Source organism: Rothia sp. HSID18069 (assembly GCF_003989155.1).
Classification (GTDB): domain Bacteria; phylum Actinomycetota; class Actinomycetes; order Actinomycetales; family Micrococcaceae; genus Rothia; species Rothia aeria.
In genome coordinates this window covers 1,253,949-1,270,959 of record NZ_RBMG01000001.1, presented here as the reverse complement: position 1 = coordinate 1,270,959, position 17,011 = coordinate 1,253,949, and the positions used below count along the sequence as shown (strand labels likewise).

The window sequence follows — 17,011 nt, the reverse complement described above, 5'->3', positions numbered from 1 at the left end:
GTTGGTATCCTTGCAAATAAAGCCAATTTGAGAGCGAGTATGTCTAAGGTTAAACTCGAACTTTGGACTTTTCTCAATAAATCAACGAAACAATTGAGGGATAAATGGACGCTGGAACTCCCCAGAACTACTTGGCAGTCATCAAGGTCGTCGGTATCGGCGGCGGTGGTGTCAACGCAGTCAACCGAATGATTGAGGTTGGTCTGCGCGGCGTTGAGTTCATTGCAATCAACACCGATGCCCAGGCGCTATTGATGTCTGATGCGGATGTTAAGCTTGACGTTGGTCGTGAGCTGACCCGCGGTCTTGGTGCTGGTGCTAACCCCGAGGTTGGCCGCCAGGCTGCAGAGGATCATGCGCAGGAGATTGAGGAAGTCCTCAAGGGTGCAGACATGGTCTTTGTGACTGCCGGTGAGGGCGGTGGTACCGGTACCGGTGGCGCTCCCGTGGTGGCACGTATCGCTCGCTCGCTTGGTGCTCTTACCATTGGCGTGGTGACCCGTCCGTTTACCTTCGAGGGCCGCCGCCGTTCAAACCAGGCAGAGACCGGTATTTCCGCTCTGCGCGATGAGGTTGATACCCTCATTGTTATTCCGAACGACCGACTGCTGTCTATCTCTGACCGTAACGTGTCAATGCTTGATGCCTTTAAGTCAGCAGACCAGGTGCTTCTGTCCGGTGTGCAGGGTATTACCGACCTGATTACCACTCCGGGTCTGATTAACCTTGACTTTGCGGACGTGAAGTCTGTGATGCAGGGTGCTGGCTCCGCGCTTATGGGCATTGGCTCCGCTGCTGGGGAGGACCGCGCAGTCAAGGCTGCCGAGCTCGCTATTGCCTCTCCTCTTCTGGAAGCTTCCATTGACGGTGCACATGGTGTTCTGCTCTCCATTCAGGGTGGGTCCGACCTCGGCCTATTCGAGATTAACGAGGCCGCACGTTTGGTTCAGGAAGTGGCCCACCCGGATGCGAACATTATCTTCGGTGCTGTGATTGACGACGCGTTGGGTGATGAAGCTCGTGTGACCGTGATTGCTGCTGGCTTTGATGCCGTGAACCCCGAGACAAATTCAAATGCATCCGCTGCCGCCGCAGTGCAGGCTCAGGCCCAGCGCACTCAGCAGACTTTCGGCGGTCAGAACGCACCTACGGCTGCTCCTGCTCAGCCTGATTACGGGTTCAACGCTCCCGCAGCTCCGGCATACCAGCAGAATGATGTTCCCGCATCAGCTGGGTTCGATGTTGATCTGCCTCCGGTGGTGGAAGAGCCTCCGGCTCGTCGCGATACCCTAGACGTTCCTGACTTTTTGAAGTAGAGCGTGTAGAACCGCATTTTGAATGTGGGAGTCGGTGCGCGGTACGTGACAGTGCCGTGCCCGGCTCCTTCCTTTGTGCCTTTATAACTTCTAAGGGGTGCTGGTTATGTTCCACCCCGTCAATATGTACTAAAGATATATCGCAAAATCATGGATAATACCGAACATATTTACCATACTAGTGCACCGCTATTGTTCTCATATCAGCTTTTTCGCTCTGGAGCGCATGAGGTAAATATTGCTTTTACCAGTGTGGCTGCGGGCAATGTAGGACTGCATGTTGATACGGGCGAACCGCAGGCGCAGACGCTACGCCATAGGTTACGTTTAGAGGGGATGCTGAGCACAGGTTTACCCTTTCTGTACCTGAACCAAGTGCACGGTACCACTGTGGTATGCGCTGAAGACTATGAGCCAGCACAGTATGCTCCGCAAGATTCAGCCGACGGATTTAGCGATACACACGCACAGCACCTGTTGGAGCAGGCGCCCGTAGCGGATGCGGCATATAGTACGAACGGTCGGCCGTTGGCGATTATGGTTGCTGATTGTATCCCTGTGGTGCTGGTGGGACAGTGTCAAGATGGTGGGCTGGTGCTGGCCGTGGCCCATGCCGGTCGTAAAGGGCTGCTGGATGGAGTGCTGCAACGCACGGTTGCGGCCATGCATGAGGCTGGAGCTGAGAATATATGTGCATGGCTGGGGCCGAGCATCTGCGGGAGCTGCTACGAGGTTCCCGAGCAGATGCGCACTGCCTCAGCTGAGCGTATTCCACAGGTTGCTGCGCAGACCCGCACAGGAACCCCAGCTCTTGATTTACCTGCGGGTGCTATTGCGATACTAGAAGATATGGGGGTTGAGGTATCCACCGAGCTTGCGGCGTGCACCTATGAGACCGGTGAACTGTATTCTCACAGAGCGTTCACTCACGGGTCTCGACCCGCAGGGCGTATCGCAGGGCTAGTGTGGCTTAGCGCCGCATCGGAGGAGAAGGAAGAGACCACAAACTAGCTGTCTCTTAGGGGCATCTTTGCAGGCTGCTAGAGGTATAGGTGCCTTCTGTAGGCTATCTTCGGCCTATCTATTTCGGGTCATTGGGGAGGAAATAATGAGCACTAATTCTCTAACATATACTGCCGATCGTGCGGAACAGCTTGCCAGCGGTTACCAGCGGGTGGTTGAACGTATTCGGGCAGCTGAGCAAGATACTAGCGGCGCCCGCTCCGCCCAGAGTGAAACGGTGCAATTGGTGACCGTGACAAAGTTCTTTCCGGCCTCCGACGTGATGGCCCTCTACGATGCTGGTGTGCGGCTTTTTGGGGAGAACCGCGATCAGGAGGCTGCACCAAAGGCGGCGCTGGTGAGCGAATCCGTCCCGTCCCATGACCCGGCTCGTTGGGCTTTTATTGGCCAGCTGCAGACCAATAAGGCGAAATCTGTGGTGCGGTACGCCCAGCAGGTGCAGTCAGTGGACCGCCCGTCGTTAGCGGATGCCTTAGCGAAAGCCTATGCGCGGCAGATAGAGCGCTTTGAGACTGAGCATGCTCCTGCCCCCGCAGCATATAAGGCTGGGAAACTGGAATGTCTTATTCAGGTGTCTCTGTCGCAGGGACAGGCTACGGCGGGTCACGCCTCAACCGGTGCCCGCGGCGGGGCTGACCCTGAGCAGGTGTTGGCATTGGCCGAACATATTGAAAACTATGAACAGCTACACTGTGCGGGAGTGATGGCCGTTGCGCCTTTAGGATCTGAGCCAGATATGGTATTTGAGAAACTATGGAATATTTCTCAGATACTTCGAGAGTCTTTTCCCCAGGCCACCCAGATTTCGGCGGGAATGAGCGGGGATTTAGAAGCGGCTATCCGCTGGGGGTCGACATGCGTTCGAGTGGGGTCTGACATTATGGGGCCACGCCCAAGCGCATAGTCCTGGTGACGCGTTCGTTACCAGCTGAGGGGCTTCCCGTACCAACTATTCAGGAACCATGGTTTTGAAGGTGTCTGAAGCCTGCAGCGAGGTGTTGTAGCGCGCATCACTGGAAAAAACCAAGGTCTGGGCGCAATTTATGCGTAAGATACGCAAATCTATAAGGTTTAGCGGCACATCCACTGATAGAATAGTGAACAGCAACGCACCCGCGTGACGGAGTGCTCACCCGGCATCCGCCTCCTGGATGTGTTTTAAACGGGATTATTTCCATCTGACTGACTGCGAAGCGAGATTTATAGTATGGCTAAACAGGGCGGCGGTATAGCCCGAATTACCTCGTTCTTTGGTGTTGCGGAGTATGAAGGTGCTCATGAACATCAGGGGAATAGCGAGGCTGAGGGAGCTGCTACTTCCGCCCAGCCTGAAGAGTCGTCGGCACGTCTGAACGCTCTGCCCACCCCGTTAGATGGAGGGCATAAACGTCGCTACGCGCGTCAGGAGTCTTCCGCGGCCGCGGATCGGGGGTATGATAATTCCGCAGATAACCACTGGGAGGATGATACGGTGCAGGACAACGCAGAGGTCGAGTACACGCAGGATCAGTACGGCTACGAAGACGGCGAGCTGGCCGAGGAGTATCCCGAGGACTACGGTGCTGACGATTACCCCAGTGAGGAAGAAGAGGACGAATTGCGCCGCATCACTACTATTCACCCCCGATCCTATAATGACGCCAAGATTATTGGTGAGGCATTCCGTGAGGATATCCCCGTCATTATGAACGTTGATGATATGCCGGATGCGGACGCGAAACGCTTGGTGGATTTTGCCTCGGGGCTGGTGTTCGCGCTTAACGGTCGTATTGAGCGGGTGACTGCCAAAGTCTTCCTGCTCACTCCTTCTGACCTAGAGGTTCTCGGTATTACCAGTAGTGATGATATGCCGCAGGCCTTTGACGATGAGGGACTAGTTCCCTTCGACCAGGGTTAGAGGATCTTGCCCGATGGGTTATCTTTTTGCGGTGCTGACAATCGCCCTGTACGTATTGTACATTGGGCTTCTGCTGCGCATGATGTTTGATTGGGTGCGTATTTTTTCCCCCACGTGGCGCCCACGCGGGCCAGTGTTGGTCGTGGCTTCTGCGGTGTACGGGGTGACTGACTGGCCAATGAACCTTCTGAGGAAGGTAGTGCCTCCGCTTCGGCTGGGGAACGTGGCCCTTGATATGGGTTTTTTGATTCTTATTATTGCGGTGAGTTTTTTGTTGAATGGGCTACAGTATCTGACGGCTATTACGTCGTAGGGGATACCAGTCCGATAGGGATCTTGAAATTTTGGACTTAAAACTCCTAAATCTTAAGGTGATATGCCTCTCTTTGACGGGTCAGTAAAAACCCTGGAATAGCGTCAAGTTTTGCTTTAGGTGTAAATGGTTTTCGCTTATCGGCCCGTTAAAGGCGATTTTGCCACCCAAAGGGGGGTAGAATAATTACGGTATACCGATTTCGTGCGGCCCATCCGTGCGGATTCATTGTTTAACTTCCGAGGAGAAACCCCAGTGGCTATTACCCCCGAAGACCTGATTAACAAGAGTTTCAAGGTCGTTAACGTTGGACCCAGCTACAGCATGAATGAGGTCGACGATTTTCTTGACGAACTGGTAGGCGAGCTGCGTCGTCTGAATGCTGAGAATAATTCACTCAGGCGCAAGCTTGAAGATTGTGAGTCGCGTAAGGGCGGCGCATCGACCTCCGAGACCACTGCAGCAGCGGCTGCCCCCGCCGGCGGTGGTTCTCAGGATGCTGCTGGCCTGCTGGCCATGGCTCAGAAGGTTCACGATGATTACGTGAGCCAGGGTGAGCGCACGAAGGCTGAACTGATCGCTGAGGCCGAGAAGAAAGCTAACCAGCTGGTAGTTGAGGCCGAGATTAAGCGTGAGAAAGCTCTGTCGGCTCTGAAGGAGGAGCAGGCAAATCTTAAGAGCAGCGTTGAGTCGCTACGTGGCTTTGAGTCCCGCTACCGTACTCAGCTCCAGGAGCACCTGAACAGGCAGCTAGACGATCTGCGTCACCTGAAGAGCATCGAGGCTGAAGCGAGGTACTAAAAGAAGAGGTACTGGTTACGGTACCTATGGTACCCGCGCCTCTTACTGTGACGCGTGGCGGCCGCCTGTGTTCCCTAACCGCCTTATGGCGGGCGAGTTTATGAATTGGGGATGCGGGCGGTCGGTTATATTCTGGTCAATGTTTTAAGCGGTTGAGCATTCTTTGTGCCGCACAATAGTGAATATTTTTTCGCCTGCTTCTATATGTAACCTTTATGTATACCTTAATCGTTGCTTAATGATACGTTCGAACGTTTTTAATGCACGATAATAAGAGAAAAGACTATTCTTAATAACCGTATTATATGCATTATGAGAATGCTGCTGGTGCCAGACCTTATTAATAGCTCGCAGGTCTATAAAGAATTAATAGGGGAGTAGCTATCTGCAGTTAGTATCTGTATTGCTGCTGCCCGGACCCCTGAACTCTATAGGTTACTGGTGCAGTAGTTAAGATGCGATAAGCTAGAGGGTGCGGGGCCACCCCCGTCAGTTACTGAACGAGGAGCCGCATGAAGGACGAGCACACACACGCCGCAACCACCTCCAAAGAACAAGCCGCAGAATCCGGCAGCGGATCTACCGGCAGCCCGCGACCGCACGTCATATCCCGCCGCGTTTTTAGTACACGTAGTGCTTGGACGCTGGCTCTTCTTCTAGCAGCTACCGTTTTTATTATCGACCAGGGGACCAAATATTTAGTGGTAACCCGCATGGAGATAGGGGAGCGTATCCCCGTTATTGAGGGGCTGCTGTGGTGGTACTCAATCCGTAATTCCGGTGCGGCATTCTCGTTCGGTGAAGGGGCCACCTGGGTGTTCACCCTTATTATGGCTATCGCAGCGGTAGTGGTGGTGTATACGCTTCGTAAAACCCGGGCTCTGGGGTGGGTACTGGCGCTGGGAGGCCTGCTCGGTGGGGTCCTGGGAAATCTTTTTGACCGTCTTTTCCGTGAGCCTGGTTTTGGAACCGGGCATGTAGTGGATTTTATCTCAGTACCAAACTTCGCCATTTTCAATATCGCTGACTCCGCGATATGCGTATGTATGGCATTGATCGTGCTTTTGAACTTTAGGGGGATGACCCTCGCCGGAACTCGTGCCGAAAGCCCTCAGCGCACCACACCGGAACGCCACACTGATGACACCCCCAGCGACCTGGAGGAAACGGCATGAGCGGTACAGGGCATATGCGAGAGAACGAAGAAGGCATTCACGCTGAATTTGAAGTGAGCGAACCCATCGCTGGAATGCGCCTAGATGCAGCGCTTGCGGGGGTCTTTGATGTTCCCCGCACCCGAGCCTCCGCATGGATCCGAGATGGGCATGTGCGCCTCACCCGGGCTCACCAGCCAGTTAAAATCGGCAAATCTCATAAATTGTCGGTGGGGGAACTGGTGAGCGTAAACGCTCCCGCACCGCGTGATTTAGCGGATATTCGCCCCGAAAAAGTAGACGGCTTCTCCATCATCTACTGCGACGACGACATTGTGGTAGTTGATAAACCCGCCGGGGTGGCGGCGCACCCTTCGCCGGGATGGCACGGGCCAACCGTACCGTCGGCCCTGCTGGGAGAAGGAATTAGCGTAACAACCTCCGGTGCCGCCGAGCGGCAGGGCATCGTACACCGGCTGGACGTGGGAACCAGCGGACTTATGGTACTCGCCCGCAGCGAGCGCGCCTACACCGAGCTTAAACGTGCCTTTAAAGAACGCACAGTGGAGAAGGTGTACCACACGCTAGTGCAGGGGCTGCCCGACCCGCTGCGAGGAACTATCGACGCCCCGATTGGGCGTCACCCAGGCAGTGAATGGCGGTTTGCTGTGGTAGAGGACGGGCGAGAATCCATCACCCACTACGAAACGCAAGAGGCATTCGGGCCAGCCACCCTGGTTGAGGTGCACCTTGAAACCGGACGCACCCACCAGATCCGTGTGCATTTTTCAGCGCTCCACCACCCCTGCTGCGGGGACCTCACCTACGGGGCAGACCCCACACTGAGCGCGGAGCTGGGGCTAACCCGCCAGTGGCTGCATGCCCACCGGCTGGGTTTTACGCACCCCGCCAGCGGTGAGAGAATGAGCTTTGAGAGCCCCTACCCGCGTGATTTGACCTACGCGTTAGAAGCGCTCCGTGAGGGGAATATTCGGCGAGGATAAGGCGACGAGTGCGGCACAGCCTCTGAGCCGCACGAACAACCAGTGACGTACTAGATAGCGAACGAACGGAGAGACCGTGGCGAAAAAAGGCTTCGCACACCTGCATGTGCACACTGAATACTCCATGCTGGATGGTGCCGCGCGACTGAGTGACCTCTTTACGCACACCCGTGAGCTCGGTATGGACTCCATCGCCACCAGTGATCACGGTTTCTTATTCGGCGCCTTCGACTTCTGGCGGCAGGCAAAAGCTAATGATGTGAAACCCATTATCGGGGTGGAAGCGTACCTGACTCCCGGAACGCATCGTAGTGACCGTTCCCGTGTGCGGTGGGGAGACGGCTCCCGCGATGATGTTTCTGGTGGTGGCGCATACACACACATGACCATGTGGGCGGAAACCACCGAGGGTATGCACAACCTATTCCGGGCTTCCTCTATCGCCTCCCTGGAAGGGCAGCTGTATAAGCCGCGCATGGACCGTGAGGTGCTGCAAACTTACTCCAAAGGTTTGATTGCCACCACCGGGTGCCCTTCAGGTGAGATTCAGACGCGTCTACGCCTGGGACAGTATCAGGAGGCGGTTGCTGCCGCCGCAGAATTCCGCGATATTTTCGGTAAGGGTAACTTCTATTGTGAAGTGATGGATCACGGCCTGTCTATTGAGAAAAATGTGGCTGCTGATCTGATGCGCCTCGCTAAAGAACTTGACCTGCCGTTTGTGGCAACTAACGATCTGCACTACACCAAACACGAAGACTACAATGCGCACGCGGCGCTGCTGTGCGTACAGTCAGGCTCAACCCTGGAAGACCCCAACCGCTTCAAATTTGATGCGGATAACTTCTACCTGCGCTCACCCGAGGAAATGTACTCCATCTTTGGCGATATTCCCGGGGCGTGCGAGAACACCCTCGAAATCGCTGAGCGGTGCAACGTTGAGTTCAACACCAAAGCGAACTATATGCCGAACTTCCCGGTGCCTGAGGGGGAGAGCGAAGAATCATGGTTCGTGAAAGAAGTTGAGGCGGGGCTGCATTACCGGTTCCCCAACGGCATCCCTGATGAGGTACGTAAACAGGCGAATTATGAGGTTGAGGTTATTACCTCAATGGGCTTCCCCGGCTACTTCTTGGTGGTGGCGGACTTCATTAACTGGGCGAAACGCAATAATATTCGTGTGGGTCCGGGGCGTGGCTCCGGTGCGGGGTCGATGGTTGCGTACGCTATGCGCATCACCGAGCTGAACCCGCTGCGGCACGAACTGATTTTTGAGCGGTTCCTGAACCCTGACCGCGTCTCAATGCCTGACTTCGACGTGGACTTTGATGATCGCCGCCGCCCCGAGGTGATCCACTATGTGACTGAGAAGTACGGTGAAGATAAGGTCGCGCAGATCGTCACCTTCGGCACCATTAAAGCGAAGCAGGCGCTCAAAGACGCCTCCCGAGTGATGGGGTACCCTTACTCGGTGGGGGAGCGGCTCACCAAGGCAATGCCGCCGGATGTGATGGGAAAGAACATTGCCCTAGCGAACGTCTACAACAAAGACGATAAACGCTACGCCGAAGCTGGAGATTTGCGTGAGCTCATCGAAACCGATGACGTTTCGGGCAAGGTTTTTAAAACCGCTCAGGGCCTTGAAGGCCTAAAACGCCAGTGGGGCGTGCACGCCGCCGGTGTGATTATGTCCTCGGAGGTACTCACCGAAGTCATCCCTGTGATGCGCCGTGAAGCAGATGGGCAGGTGATCACCCAGTTTGATTACCCCACCTGTGAGGGGCTGGGTCTGATTAAGATGGACTTTCTGGGGCTGCGTAACCTCACCATCATCTCGGACGCTATTGAAAACATTAAAGCTAACCGTAATTTTGACCTCGACTTAGAGACGCTTGAGCTGAGCGATAAAGCATCCTACGAGCTGCTGGCGCGCGGTGATACGCTGGGTGTGTTCCAGCTTGATGGCGGGCCGATGCGTTCGCTTCTGAAGCTTATGGAGCCTGAAGAGTTTGAGCATATTTCTGCTGTGCTTGCTCTCTACCGTCCCGGGCCGATGGGGGCGAACTCGCATACGAACTATGCGCTGCGCAAGAATGGTAAGCAGGAGATTACGGCTATCCATCCCGAGCTGGAGGAGCCTCTTTCCGATATTTTGGGTACCACGTACGGTTTGATCGTGTACCAGGAGCAGGTGATGGCGATCGCCCAGAAGGTGGCGAACTACACCCTTGGTGAGGCAGATCTTTTGCGCCGCGCAATGGGTAAGAAGAAAAAGGCTGAGCTGGATAAACAGTACGCCACGTTCCATGATGGCATGATTTCGAACGGATACTCTGAGGGTGCGGTAAAAGCCTTGTGGGATATTCTGCTGCCTTTCTCCGATTACGCGTTTAATAAGGCTCATACGGCTGCTTACGGGCTGGTTTCATACTGGACCGCATACTTGAAAGCGCACTACCCGCAGGAGTACATGGCTGCGCTGCTGACCAGTGTGGGCGATAACAAAGATAAGCTTGCTATGTACCTGAACGAGTGCCACCGTATGGGTATTACCGTGCTGCCGCCTGATGTGAATGAATCGGAGCTAACGTTCGCCCCGGTGGGTGACGATATCCGCTTCGGCATGGGCGCAGTCCGTAACGTGGGCGCGAACGTGGTGGATGGTATGATTACCGCCCGCAATGAGAAGGGCCGGTATGAGTCGTTCAGCGATTTCCTGCAAAAAGTGCCGTTGAGCGTGTGCAATAAGCGCACCATTGATTCGCTCATTAAAGCGGGTGCGTTTGACGATCTGGGGCATACCCGCCGTTCTCTTGCGCTCATGCATGAGGAGGCGATTGACGCGGCTGTCTCGGTGAAACGTAAGGAAGCCGCCGGGCAGTTTGACCTGTTCGGTTCCCTCGGGATGGGGGAGGAACTGGGCGAGGATCTGTCGGTATCGGTACCTGATGTTCCCGAGTGGGAACGGCGCGATAAGCTCAACTTTGAGCGTGACATGCTGGGGCTGTACGTCTCGGATCACCCGTTGCGCGGGCTGGAACGCGCCCTTTCTGATGCGTCCAGCACCTCGATTCACGACATTATGGAGGAAGAATCCCACATTAAAGACGGCGAGTTCGTCACAATCGCCGGGATGCTCACGGGCGTGTCACGGCGTATCGCTAAGTCAAGCGGTAACCAGTACGCCACTGCCGAGCTGGAAGACCCCTCAGGGGTGACGATCACCGTCATGTTCTTTGCCCGCACCTACGAGACGGTGGGCGGGGTACTCGCTGATGACCTGATCTGCTCAGTGCGTGGACGTGTACAACGTCGAGACGACGGCAGCGTGAATATTAGCGCCCAGGAGCTGACGATCCTGGAGCTTACCGAGGATGGGCGTACCGGACCGGTGACGATCGCTATCCCCGAGTATCGTGCCACCGAATCGAACCTGGTGCACCTGCGGGATGTGCTGCTTGATCATCGGGGTTCGACGGATGTGCGCCTGGCCCTGCGCGGTCGGGAGAAAGAACAATTGGTGCTGCTGGAAGCTAAGCTGCGGGTGGAACCAAACCCCAGCTTATTCGGTGAGATTAAGACGATTTTCGGCCCCGGGTGCATCCGCCGCTAGGCTGTTGAACCCTCATGAGGCAGCTGACGTGAGATGAGGTCGGCAGGGGCTTGGCTCTGCTCAAGCAGATGCGTTCAGGGCATATATACAGCAAACTATGCGGTTAGGGCCCCCTGTAGCGGGGTACACTGGGAATAAGTATGCTCACAGTGGGCGGTTATACCCCGTCCGACCGAGGAGGCTCCCTGTGTATTGCCCCTACTGCAAACACACCGATTCCCGAGTGGTTGACTCCCGCACCACCGATGACGGTGCCGCAATCCGCCGCCGCCGCCAGTGCACCGACTGCGGGCGCCGGTTTACCACGGTCGAAACAACCAGTATTTCTGTTATTAAACGCTCCGGGGTTACCGAGCCGTTCGACCGCGCTAAAATCGCCTCGGGTGTGCGTAAAGCCTGCCAGGGCAGGCCGGTCGGTGAGGATGACCTGGCGAAGCTCGCCCAGGAGGTAGAGGAACGTATCCGCGCCAAGGGGCTTGCCGAAATTAACGCGCATGAGGTGGGGCTGACTATTCTAGAGCCGCTATCGAAGCTGGATGCGGTGGCGTACCTGCGGTTCGCCAGTGTGTATCAGGCGTTTGAAAACCTTGAGGATTTTGAGGGGGCCATTGCTTTGCTCCGTAAAGATGCTGTGGGGGATGCACTGCCCGAGGCTGAAGCACCTGCACCGAAACCCCGCAAGGCCAAGACGGAGACGGCCAGCACCAAAAAACCTAAAGAAGCCCCTCTGCAGGACACCCTGTTATAGGGCCACTCTGCACCACGTATACTAATGTGCCCTACCGGTTGGAACTTGAACACCGGTAGGGCACACCTCTTTCTTATTGGCAGGTTTTCCCGGCGGGCTCTTTACGCCTCTCCACGGCGTTGACGTTCGGGCAGCATACCGCCAGCCCACAGTGCCGCCCCCACAATACCGGCATTATTGCGCAGGGTTGCCATGACCATGGGGGTGCGAATCTCGTCCTCAAAATAAGGCATGAACTTTTCGGGGTTCTTCGAGATACCACCGCCGATAATGAAAAGGTCAGGGGAGAACAGTGCCTCAACATGCTGGAAGTACCGGCGCAGACGTTTACTTGCGTACTTCTTCCAGGAGAGCTCATGGACTTCGCGTGCTCGGGCGGACGCGCGGGATTCTGCATCGTGCCCGTCAATTTCAAGGTGCCCAAGTTCGGTGTTCGGCACCAGCACACCGTTATTAATGAGGGCGGAACCAATACCGGTCCCCAGGGTGATAACGGCGATGAGCCCCATCTTGTCTCGCCCCTGCCCGTAGGTAGCTTCGGCAAGGCCAGCGGCATCGGCATCATTAATGCCGTAGACAGCTCTTGAATCCAGGGCGTCACTGATGAGCTGCTCAAGGTTAGTGTTAATCCAGGTCGGATCAACATTCGCGGCTGAGAACACCACACCGTTCTTCACCACAGCGGGGAAATCAACGCCAATAGCCGAGTGAGGCTCGGGAGCCAAGTCGCGGGATTGAAGCTCATCAACAATCTGGCGCGCCACCTGGGCAATGGCCTGCGGGGTTGCCGGTTGCGGGGTGGGGATGCGGAAACGCTCAGACACCAGGTTGCCGGTGCGCAGATCAACGATCCCGCCTTTCATCCCGGTGCCGCCAATATCAATACCGATCATTAGGTCTTTCGGCGTGGGCGCCGGGATATCGACATACTCTACTGACTCTTCGGCTGCGGAATTTGCCGCTGTACTCTCGCTCATGGGTTTCTCTTTCCTTGTTGTGTCTGCGTTATGGAGGGAATGCTGAATTAAGGCAGGGTGAGAACATCCACGCCGTCTGATGTGACAACCATGGTGTGCTCAAACTGGGCGGTACGTTTACGGTCACGGGTGACCACGGTCCAATTGTCGTCCCACAAATCCCACTCAATGGTGCCTAGGGTCAACATGGGCTCAATAGTGAAGATCATGCCTTCTTTAATCTCGGTATCGTAGGCGGGCGCCGCATCGTAGTGGGGAATAATAAGGCCTGAATGGAATTCGCGGCCCACACCGTGCCCGGTGTAGTCACGCACCACACCGTACCCAAAACGCGCCGCATATTTTTCAATCACGCGGCCAATAACGTTAATCTGACGGCCCGGTTTAACTGCTTTCATCGCACGGTTAAGGGCCTCTTCGGTGCGTTCAACCAACAGGCGGGACTCCTCATCAACGTTGCCCACCAGCAAAGTCTTATTGGTATCGCCGTGCATTCCGTCAAGGTAGGCGGTGACGTCAAGATTCAGAATGTCGCCATCCTCAAGCACCGTAGAATCGGGAATACCGTGGCAGATCACCTCATTCAGCGAGGTACACACCGACTTCGGGTAGCCGCGGTAGTCCACGGTGGAGGGGTAGGCGCCGTGATCACAAATATACTCATGAACCAGCACATCAATCTGGTCGGTTGTTGTCCCCGGGACGGCAATCTTCGCCGCTTCCACAATGGCACCGGCGGCGACCTTACCGGCTGCACGCACCCTCTCAACCTCTTCAGGGGTGTACATATTTGAATCGTTGCCCTCATTGGCGGTAGGTTTCCCCACGTACTCGGGACGAACAATGTCTGCCGGTACTTTACGCATGGGGGTGATGGTACCGGGGGCCAAGCACCCTACGGGTGCGGTACCCGGTTCTGCGGGAAGATTATGAGAAGTAGCCATACCTAATATTTTAGCGGCGCCCGCCCGCACTGGGACCGGGCAGACACCCAAATCCTGAACCTTTTGCCAACTGGTGTATTATTTTCCGCGCTGTTTTCAGCGGTGCGGGGGTAAACACATGCGAAGCGAGCACGGATAAGATACCGTGAAAGGTACATACCGTACATATAGATACACTCATGTGGTGTGAGACTAAGGAGAGACTGTGAGCCTGAAAAATGATATGACCCCCGGCCCCCACGAGACCGAATACTGGTACAACACCTCCACTGGGGAGGTTGAAGAAGGGCAGCAGAGCAAGATCACTCACCTGTGGGGCCCTTATAAGACCCGTGAAGAGGCGGAACACGCTATGGAAACCGCCCAGAAACGCAACGAAGAATGGGATAACCAGTGGAAGGACTAGATCCCACCAGCGGTAGGGGTGTCCCTCAATGATGCGTTAAATATTTCCGGCTGGCCCATACACATGATGCGTACGGAACCAGCCGGAAAAACATGCTGGCTGTGGGCTGGCCTTAGTTGAATGTGTGCTCATCGGCTGGGAATGAGCCAGCCCGCACCTCAGAACGGTAAGCACGGGCTGCATCCTCCAGCAGCTGCCCCACTTGGGCGAACTGCTTCACGAAGGTAGGCATCCGTCCTTGACGCACGCCCATGGCGTCCTGCCACACCAGAACCTGCCCATCAGCAGTATTACCCGCACCAATGCCGATGGTGGGTACCGCACCCACCGCCTGGTTAACACGTTCAGCGGTTTCTGCGGTTACCATCTCCATGAGGATGCAGAAAGCGCCAGCAGCGGCGAGTACCCGAGCGTCCTCAACTACCCGGTCGGCGGTACCGTGACGGCCCTGAACCCTGAAACCGCCCAGGGCGTGCTCAGCCTGCGGGGTGAACCCCACGTGCGCAACTACCGGGATGCCAGCGGTTACGAGAGCCTGCACCCAGTCGGCCATGCGTGCATCGGCCTCAATTTTTACGGCGTGCGCCCCGCCTTCTTTCATGAGGCGCGCCGCAGAAGCAACCGCCTGCTGCGGCGACTGCTCGTAGGTGCCAAACGGCAGATCGGCGACTACCATTGCCCGTTTCGCCCCGCGTGATACTGCGGCCACCATCGGGATTATCTCATCAAGGGTGATGGCTAGGGTGGAGTCGTAACCAAGCATCACATTCGCGGCCGAGTCACCAATAAGGAGCATCTCAATGCCTGCGCGGTCAAAAACCTGCGCTGTGGAAAAGTCGTAGCAGGTGAGCATTGAGAACTTCTCACCCTCAGCCTTAGCCCGCTCCAGGTGGATGGTGCGGATTTTTTTCACCGTATCAAGGCTAAAGGGCGTTTGGGCCATGCCGGGTGTCTCGGCAGTATTCGTTACAGTGGACGTTGCATAGGGTGCGTTTTCGTTCTCACTCATGCCTATAGTTTATCCTGCCTAACCCCTGGCACCGGTACCTGCGTTAGCGTTTAGTGAACGCCGCGCGTGCCGCCTCTAGGGCACTGGTAGAACGCTGGTATCGTTCTGCCAGCGGTTTCTTGTGTGTCGATAGAGGCTGAGTAGCTCTCTGGTACAGCCACTGAGCACGTTCCAAGCGGTTTGTTGAAGCAGGTTTTGTCTTCTGCTTATCTTGCACGGGTTGCGTTTTGGTGCTTATGCGCGCGCATGCGATATACTGCTCGGCCAGCGCCACATGTGCACCTATTAGGTTTTCCTGGGTTTTTGTGCGCGCCTTTGAACCGATGAGTTTCTGCTCCTGAGTCAGCAGGGAGGCGGTGTCCTCCAGAACGCGGGACATATAGTCTAGCGGCGCGAAATCTTCGGTTTCTAAACGGTCACGCAGGGTGCGGCGAAGCGCCGCCCGCTGTTGTTCGGCAACCGAAAAATTATGGGAAACTTCCTCAGATAAGAAAGCATCCAGCAGGGTATTTGCCGCCGTCTCACATTCGCGCACGGCCAGAGGCAGACGGCCCAAAACTTCCAGAGACTCAAAGAGAGAATCCAGAAGATCATTCGCCTCATCCACCCAAGAGCGTAGCTCTTTGAGCTTCTTCCGGGTCTTAGGGGTATTCACCGGCTGGTCGGTTGTGGAGGATGCTTCTGCCAATTCTGTGTGCTCACTGCTGGCACGTTTCAGCAGCTTTTCAGCACGGCTGTTTAGGGCCTGCAGATCGTTAAGCGGCAGGCCCCGGTACGCCAGCAGGGCACGTTCTATGAGCGCAGCAGCTTGGGAGCGGCGGTTGTGGGCTGCGGCAATAGCTGCGCCTAGGGTATCTACCTCATTCTTCACTACGGAATCTTTATGTGAGGGCTCACGCTTTGAGGGTGCTTTTGACGTATCCTCATGTTTTTGCGTCTTGTGTGTGCGCTGTTTTCTTCTCACCCAGAGGTAGCGGAAGATAATCCATGCGCCGTAAGGCCCAAACAGTATGGCTAGCGCGGTGAGGATAATCCCTACCTTCCAGGATTCGTTCCCAGAGGATTGTGAGGAAGTACCTGGTTTTACACCGATATCGGCTTCAGCCGATGCCTTGGCGGAGGCCTCTTGATCTCTCTGATAACGGGCGAGCTGGGGAGGCTCTTCCCTGCCGGGGGAACCAAAAAGAGTTGAAGCATTTATCCCTGCCTGCTCGATAGCATCACTATTTCTATGATGCTGTGCCCAATCAGCGGCAGATTTATCGATCTCCGCATACTTGTACAGGTATTGCGCATCCTCATCACTGAGCCACGAGGGGTCTTTAGCTACCAGAGAGATCTGATAGTTATCGGCGGTCGCTACCAGCAGTACTGCATGATCGGGGGCGTTATTACGCTGCAGAAAATCACGCCCCCACCGTATGCGTTCCGCCTGCAGCTCTTCATCACTGCGTTGCTGGCCGGACTGTTGTTTGGGGCTGCCGCCGTCAGTATTATCGATTACCACAATATACAGGTGACCGTTGTACTTGGCGGCAATTTTTTGCGTCATACTCTCAAGATATTTAAGGTCATTGTCGGTGAGAATAAGACCGGTGCGGTCAATAACTGCGTGCTGAGAATCCAGCGGAGTGGAGAAAACCTCTGTTGCCTGTGCAGCACCAGGGGACAACACACCAGCGGCTACAGTACAGGCGGCGCCTAAAAGTACTGTGAGCACGACAGAAAAGAGCAGACGCAATAACTTTAACCCTGTTCTTACCACGGGCACCTCACTATCAGGCTGCGGTTACAAAACCTACAAAT

15 protein-coding genes are annotated in these 17,011 nt (G+C 55.6%); 11 read left to right on the top strand and 4 right to left on the bottom strand.

Features of this window, described 5'->3' with window-relative positions; translation table 11 throughout:
• The first annotated feature begins 104 nt into the window (after positions 1-104).
• The 10 genes from ftsZ (at position 105) to nrdR (ending at position 11,869) form a co-directional block, all read left to right on the top strand.
• Positions 105-1,316, top strand: coding sequence for a cell division protein FtsZ (ftsZ, locus tag D8M41_RS05530; RefSeq protein WP_006888936.1), 1,212 nt, complete (start codon positions 105-107; stop codon positions 1,314-1,316).
• 150 nt (positions 1,317-1,466) lie between these two features.
• Positions 1,467-2,327 (top strand): polyphenol oxidase family protein, encoded by an 861-nt coding sequence (locus D8M41_RS05525; RefSeq protein ID WP_006888881.1) that lies wholly within the window; start codon positions 1,467-1,469, stop codon positions 2,325-2,327.
• Between the two features lie 97 nt (positions 2,328-2,424).
• A complete protein-coding gene (locus tag D8M41_RS05520; protein WP_006888908.1) occupies positions 2,425-3,243 on the top strand; it encodes a YggS family pyridoxal phosphate-dependent enzyme in 819 nt (272 codons plus the stop codon).
• A 303-nt stretch (positions 3,244-3,546) separates the two neighbouring features.
• Positions 3,547-4,236, top strand: coding sequence for a cell division protein SepF (locus D8M41_RS05515; RefSeq protein ID WP_006888949.1), 690 nt, complete (start codon positions 3,547-3,549; stop codon positions 4,234-4,236).
• 13 nt (positions 4,237-4,249) lie between these two features.
• The gene (locus D8M41_RS05510; RefSeq protein ID WP_006888913.1) at positions 4,250-4,549 is read left to right on the top strand and encodes a YggT family protein; all 300 of its coding nucleotides are present in this window, start codon (positions 4,250-4,252) and stop codon (positions 4,547-4,549) included.
• Positions 4,550-4,804: 255 nt separating this feature from the next.
• A complete protein-coding gene (locus tag D8M41_RS05505; RefSeq protein WP_006888900.1) occupies positions 4,805-5,350 on the top strand; it encodes a DivIVA domain-containing protein in 546 nt (181 codons plus the stop codon).
• Between the two features lie 512 nt (positions 5,351-5,862).
• On the top strand, positions 5,863-6,525 hold the full coding sequence (lspA, locus tag D8M41_RS05500; protein WP_126926536.1) for a signal peptidase II: 663 nt from the start codon (positions 5,863-5,865) through the stop codon (positions 6,523-6,525).
• Positions 6,522-7,508 carry an RluA family pseudouridine synthase gene (locus D8M41_RS05495; protein WP_006888916.1) on the top strand — a complete coding sequence of 329 codons (987 nt, stop codon included), beginning with the start codon at positions 6,522-6,524 and terminating at the stop codon, positions 7,506-7,508. The genes lspA and D8M41_RS05495 overlap by 4 nt, the downstream gene beginning before the upstream one ends.
• Positions 7,509-7,584: 76 nt before the next feature.
• Positions 7,585-11,121 (top strand): DNA polymerase III subunit alpha, encoded by a 3,537-nt coding sequence (gene dnaE / locus D8M41_RS05490; RefSeq protein ID WP_006888870.1) that lies wholly within the window; start codon positions 7,585-7,587, stop codon positions 11,119-11,121.
• Positions 11,122-11,308: 187 nt separating this feature from the next.
• Entirely contained in the window at positions 11,309-11,869 is a 561-nt protein-coding gene (gene nrdR / locus D8M41_RS05485) for a transcriptional regulator NrdR (RefSeq protein ID WP_006888882.1), read from the top strand.
• A gap of 101 nt (positions 11,870-11,970) precedes the next feature.
• Here nrdR and ppgK read toward each other — a convergent pair whose 3' ends face one another.
• A complete protein-coding gene (gene ppgK / locus D8M41_RS05480; RefSeq protein ID WP_006888834.1) occupies positions 11,971-12,762 on the bottom strand; it encodes a polyphosphate--glucose phosphotransferase in 792 nt (263 codons plus the stop codon).
• Positions 12,763-12,893: 131 nt separating this feature from the next.
• Entirely contained in the window at positions 12,894-13,790 is an 897-nt protein-coding gene (gene map / locus D8M41_RS05475; protein ID WP_037235648.1) for a type I methionyl aminopeptidase, read from the bottom strand.
• A 223-nt stretch (positions 13,791-14,013) separates the two neighbouring features.
• On the opposite strand from map, the gene D8M41_RS05470 reads away from it, so the two are divergent.
• Positions 14,014-14,196: a hypothetical protein gene (locus D8M41_RS05470; protein WP_023134599.1), complete on the top strand. Its 183-nt coding sequence runs from the start codon at positions 14,014-14,016 to the stop codon at positions 14,194-14,196.
• Between the two features lie 112 nt (positions 14,197-14,308).
• Here D8M41_RS05470 and panB read toward each other — a convergent pair whose 3' ends face one another.
• Positions 14,309-15,205 (bottom strand): 3-methyl-2-oxobutanoate hydroxymethyltransferase, encoded by an 897-nt coding sequence (gene panB, locus D8M41_RS05465; protein WP_126926535.1) that lies wholly within the window; start codon positions 15,203-15,205, stop codon positions 14,309-14,311.
• Positions 15,206-15,248: 43 nt separating this feature from the next.
• The gene (locus D8M41_RS05460) at positions 15,249-16,880 is read right to left on the bottom strand and encodes a TPM domain-containing protein (RefSeq protein WP_126926534.1); all 1,632 of its coding nucleotides are present in this window, start codon (positions 16,878-16,880) and stop codon (positions 15,249-15,251) included.
• Positions 16,881-17,011 lie beyond the last annotated feature (131 nt).